Source organism: Streptococcus oralis (genome assembly GCF_003943825.1).
Classification (GTDB): Bacteria; Bacillota; Bacilli; order Lactobacillales; family Streptococcaceae; genus Streptococcus; species Streptococcus oralis_CD.
The window spans coordinates 1-5014 of the sequence record NZ_RJNJ01000020.1; the positions used below are offsets into that span (position 1 = coordinate 1).

Annotated in this window: 2 tRNA genes and 2 rRNA genes; all 4 read right to left on the reverse strand. The window is 49.9% G+C overall.

Annotated elements, in window-relative coordinates:
- Positions 1-19: 19 nt before the first annotated feature.
- The 4 genes from D8863_RS10220 to D8863_RS10235 all read right to left on the reverse strand — a co-directional run bounded on the left by D8863_RS10220 (position 20) and on the right by D8863_RS10235 (position 5013).
- Positions 20-2920, reverse strand: a 23S ribosomal RNA gene (locus tag D8863_RS10220).
- A gap of 121 nt (positions 2921-3041) precedes the next feature.
- Positions 3042-3114: transfer RNA gene (locus D8863_RS10225), tRNA-Ala, on the reverse strand.
- A gap of 51 nt (positions 3115-3165) precedes the next feature.
- Positions 3166-4711 (reverse strand): 16S ribosomal RNA (locus D8863_RS10230).
- Together the 16S and 23S rRNA genes with 2 tRNA genes alongside form the textbook arrangement of a ribosomal RNA operon.
- Positions 4712-4941: 230 nt before the next feature.
- Positions 4942-5013 (reverse strand) — tRNA-Glu (locus D8863_RS10235).
- Between the last annotated feature and the right edge of the window lies 1 nt (position 5014).

Sequence of the window (5014 nt, forward strand, 5' to 3'; positions counted from 1 at the left end):
CTTCGTATTCTCAGTTACTTTGGATAAGTCCTCGAGCTATTAGTATTAGTCCGCTACATGTGTCGCCACACTTCCACTTCTAACCTATCTACCTGATCATCTCTCAGGGCTCTTACTGATATAAAATCATGGGAAATCTCATCTTGAGGTGGGTTTCACACTTAGATGCTTTCAGCGTTTATCCCTTCCCTACATAGCTACCCAGCGATGCCTTTGGCAAGACAACTGGTACACCAGCGGTAAGTCCACTCTGGTCCTCTCGTACTAGGAGCAGATCCTCTCAAATTTCCTACGCCCGCGACGGATAGGGACCGAACTGTCTCACGACGTTCTGAACCCAGCTCGCGTGCCGCTTTAATGGGCGAACAGCCCAACCCTTGGGACCGACTACAGCCCCAGGATGCGACGAGCCGACATCGAGGTGCCAAACCTCCCCGTCGATGTGAACTCTTGGGGGAGATAAGCCTGTTATCCCCAGGGTAGCTTTTATCCGTTGAGCGATGGCCCTTCCATACGGAACCACCGGATCACTAAGCCCGACTTTCGTCCCTGCTCGAGTTGTAGCTCTCGCAGTCAAGCTCCCTTATACCTTTACACTCTGCGAATGATTTCCAACCATTCTGAGGGAACCTTTGGGCGCCTCCGTTACCTTTTAGGAGGCGACCGCCCCAGTCAAACTGCCCGTCAGACACTGTCTCCGATAGGGATAACCTATCCGGGTTAGAGTGGCCATAACACAAGGGTAGTATCCCAACAACGTCTCCTTCGAAACTGGCGTCCCGATCTCATAGACTCCTACCTATCCTGTACATGTGGTACAGACACTCAATATCAAACTGCAGTAAAGCTCCATGGGGTCTTTCCGTCCTGTCGCGGGTAACCTGCATCTTCACAGGTACTAAAATTTCACCGAGTCTCTCGTTGAGACAGTGCCCAAATCATTACGCCTTTCGTGCGGGTCGGAACTTACCCGACAAGGAATTTCGCTACCTTAGGACCGTTATAGTTACGGCCGCCGTTTACTGGGGCTTCAATTCATACCTTCGCTTACGCTAAGCACTCCTCTTAACCTTCCAGCACCGGGCAGGCGTCACCCCCTATACATCATCTTACGATTTAGCAGAGAGCTGTGTTTTTGATAAACAGTTGCTTGGGCCTATTCACTGCGGCTGACTTAAAGTCAGCACCCCTTCTCCCGAAGTTACGGGGTCATTTTGCCGAGTTCCTTAACGAGAGTTCTCTCGCTCACCTGAGGCTACTCGCCTCGACTACCTGTGTCGGTTTGCGGTACGGGTAGAGTATGTTTAAACGCTAGAAGCTTTTCTTGGCAGTGTGACGTCACTAACTTCGCTACTAAACTTCGCTCCCCATCACAGCTCAATGTTATAGAACTAAGCATTTAACTCAATTCACACCTCACTGCTTAGACAGACACTTCCAATCGTCTGCTTTAGTTAGCCTACTGCGTCCCTCCATCACTACATACTCTAGTACAGGAATATCAACCTGTTGTCCATCGGATACACCTTTCGGTCTCTCCTTAGGTCCCGACTAACCCAGGGCGGACGAGCCTTCCCCTGGAAACCTTAGTCTTACGGTGGACAGGATTCTCACCTGTCTTTCGCTACTCATACCGGCATTCTCACTTCTATGCGTTCCAGCACTCCTCACGGTATACCTTCTTCACACATAGAACGCTCTCCTACCATACCTATAAAGGTATCCACAGCTTCGGTAAATTGTTTTAGCCCCGGTACATTTTCGGCGCAGGGTCACTCGACTAGTGAGCTATTACGCACTCTTTGAATGAATAGCTGCTTCTAAGCTAACATCCTAGTTGTCTGTGCAACCCCACATCCTTTTCCACTTAACAATTATTTTGGGACCTTAGCTGGTGGTCTGGGCTGTTTCCCTTTCGACTACGGATCTTAGCACTCGCAGTCTGACTGCCGACCATAATTCATTGGCATTCGGAGTTTATCTGAGATTGGTAATCCGGGATGGACCCCTCACCCAAACAGTGCTCTACCTCCAAGAATCTTGATGTCGACGCTAGCCCTAAAGCTATTTCGGAGAGAACCAGCTATCTCCAAGTTCGTTTGGAATTTCTCCGCTACCCACAAGTCATCCAAGCACTTTTCAACGTGCCCTGGTTCGGTCCTCCAGTGCGTCTTACCGCACCTTCAACCTGCTCATGGGTAGGTCACATGGTTTCGGGTCTACGACATGATACTAAGGCGCCCTATTCAGACTCGGTTTCCCTGCGGCTCCGTCTCTTCAACTTAACCTCGCATCATATCGTAACTCGCCGGTTCATTCTACAAAAGGCACGCTCTCACCCATTAACGGGCTCGAACTTGTTGTAGGCACACGGTTTCAGGTTCTATTTCACTCCCCTCCCGGGGTGCTTTTCACCTTTCCCTCACGGTACTGGTTCACTATCGGTCACTAGGGAGTATTTAGGGTTGGGAGATGGTCCTCCCAGATTCCGACGGGATTTCACGTGTCCCGCCGTACTCAGGATACTGCTAGGTACAAAGACTATTTTAAATACGAGGCTATTACTCTCTTTGGCTGATCTTCCCAAATCATTCTTCTATAGTCTTTGAGTCCACATTGCAGTCCTACAACCCCGAAGAGTAAACTCTTCGGTTTGCCCTCCTGCCGTTTCGCTCGCCGCTACTAAGGCAATCGCTTTTGCTTTCTCTTCCTGCAGCTACTTAGATGTTTCAGTTCACTGCGTCTTCCTCCTCACATCCTTAACAGATGCGGGTAACAGGTAGTACCTGTTGGGTTCCCCCATTCGGAAATCCCTGGATCATCGCTTACTTACAGCTACCCAAGGCATATCGTCGTTTGTCACGTCCTTCTTCGGCTCCTAGTGCCAAGGCATCCACCGTGCGCCCTTATTAACTTAACCTTATTTTTGACCTTTCAGTCATAAACTCTTTTAATACTACAGCGTTTCGGTTTATTTTCTTGTTACTATTTGATATAGATATTCAATTTTCAATGTGCATTACTTGGTGATCTCTCACCAATGGAGCCTAGCGGGATCGAACCGCTGACCTCCTGCGTGCAAAGCAGGCGCTCTCCCAGCTGAGCTAAGGCCCCACAAGACCTCTCAAGACTAAACAAGACCAATGTGCAGTTCCTTATCCTTAGAAAGGAGGTGATCCAGCCGCACCTTCCGATACGGCTACCTTGTTACGACTTCACCCCAATCATCTATCCCACCTTAGGCGGCTGGCTCCAAATGGTTACCTCACCGACTTCGGGTGTTACAAACTCTCGTGGTGTGACGGGCGGTGTGTACAAGGCCCGGGAACGTATTCACCGCGGCGTGCTGATCCGCGATTACTAGCGATTCCGACTTCATGTAGGCGAGTTGCAGCCTACAATCCGAACTGAGACTGGCTTTAAGAGATTAGCTTGCCGTCACCGGCTTGCGACTCGTTGTACCAGCCATTGTAGCACGTGTGTAGCCCAGGTCATAAGGGGCATGATGATTTGACGTCATCCCCACCTTCCTCCGGTTTATTACCGGCAGTCTCGCTAGAGTGCCCAACTGAATGATGGCAACTAACAATAGGGGTTGCGCTCGTTGCGGGACTTAACCCAACATCTCACGACACGAGCTGACGACAACCATGCACCACCTGTCACCTCTGTCCCGAAGGAAAACTCTATCTCTAGAGCGGTCAGAGGGATGTCAAGACCTGGTAAGGTTCTTCGCGTTGCTTCGAATTAAACCACATGCTCCACCGCTTGTGCGGGCCCCCGTCAATTCCTTTGAGTTTCAACCTTGCGGTCGTACTCCCCAGGCGGAGTGCTTAATGCGTTAGCTGCGGCACTAAACCCCGGAAAGGGTCTAACACCTAGCACTCATCGTTTACGGCGTGGACTACCAGGGTATCTAATCCTGTTTGCTCCCCACGCTTTCGAGCCTCAGCGTCAGTTACAAGCCAGAGAGCCGCTTTCGCCACCGGTGTTCCTCCATATATCTACGCATTTCACCGCTACACATGGAATTCCACTCTCCCCTCTTGCACTCAAGTTAAACAGTTTCCAAAGCGTACTATGGTTAAGCCACAGCCTTTAACTTCAGACTTATCTAACCGCCTGCGCTCGCTTTACGCCCAATAAATCCGGACAACGCTCGGGACCTACGTATTACCGCGGCTGCTGGCACGTAGTTAGCCGTCCCTTTCTGGTAAGATACCGTCACAGTGTGAACTTTCCACTCTCACACTCGTTCTTCTCTTACAACAGAGCTTTACGATCCGAAAACCTTCTTCACTCACGCGGCGTTGCTCGGTCAGACTTCCGTCCATTGCCGAAGATTCCCTACTGCTGCCTCCCGTAGGAGTCTGGGCCGTGTCTCAGTCCCAGTGTGGCCGATCACCCTCTCAGGTCGGCTATGTATCGTCGCCTTGGTGAGCCGTTACCTCACCAACTAGCTAATACAACGCAGGTCCATCTGGTAGTGATGCAATTGCACCTTTTAAGCAAATGTCATGCNACATCTACTCTTATGCGGTATTAGCTATCGTTTCCAATAGTTATCCCCCGCTACCAGGCAGGTTACCTACGCGTTACTCACCCGTTCGCAACTCATCCAGAGAAGCAAGCTCCTCCTTCAGCGTTCTACTTGCATGTATTAGGCACGCCGCCAGCGTTCGTCCTGAGCCAGGATCAAACTCTCATTAAAAGTTTGAGTTCTCACTCATTTCTGTCACTGACAGATTTATTGTTTTTTCATTGTTCAGTACTATAACCTCAGTTATAGTGCCCTGCACATTGGTTCGTCTTGTTCAGTTTTCAAAGGTCTTTGTCACTCATTCTCTCTTGAGCGACAACTATATTAGTATATCACAGCTACCTGCCTCTGTCAACAGATTTTTTAAACTTTTTTCAAGTTTTTTTAACCGCAATACACCATAGTCCGTACGGGATTCGAACCCGTGTTACCGCCGTGAAAAGGCGGTGTCTTAACCCCTTGACCAACGGACCT